Here is a 608-nt window from a genome sequence, read left to right on the forward strand (position 1 = left end):
GGCGTGGACGGCACCCCCCGCACCGTCCCACCCTCCGGCCACATCGCCGGCGTCTGGGCCCGCACCGACACCGAACGCGGCGTCTTCAAAGCCCCCGCCAACCAGAACCTTCGCGCCGCCATCGACATCCCCACCCTCCTCACCGACCAACAACACGGCGAACTCAACGACAAAGGCATCAACTGCCTCCGCGTCTTCCCCGGCCGCGGCCTCCTCGTCTGGGGCGCCCGCACCCGCTCCAGCAGCCGCGACTGGAAATACCTCAACGTCCGACGCCTCGTCTCCCACCTCTCCGACTCCATCCGCCAATCCACCACCTGGGCCGTCTTCGAACCCAACGACGAACGCCTCTGGGCCACCCTCCGCCACTCCACCACCAGCTACCTCACCGACCAATGGCGCCAAGGAGCCCTCACCGGCCGCACCCCCGACGAAGCCTTCTACGTCATCTGCGACCACACCAACAACACACCCACCACCACCGACAACGGCCAAGTCATCTGCGACATCGGCATCGCACCCGTCCGCCCCGCCGAATACGTCCACTTCACCATCACCCAGATCGCCGGCCAACCCGGCCACACCAACTGACCCCACCACACCCGGGA

At 67.4% G+C, this 608-nt stretch carries 1 protein-coding gene; it reads left to right on the top strand.

The features are described from left to right. A partial coding sequence (locus UK12_RS32950) for a phage tail sheath family protein (protein ID WP_045306888.1) occupies window positions 1-591 on the top strand: 591 nt, incomplete at its 5' end. Window positions 592-608: the final 17 nt, after the last annotated feature.

Source organism: Saccharothrix sp. ST-888 (assembly GCF_000955975.1).
GTDB lineage: Bacteria > Actinomycetota > Actinomycetes > Streptomycetales > Streptomycetaceae > Kitasatospora.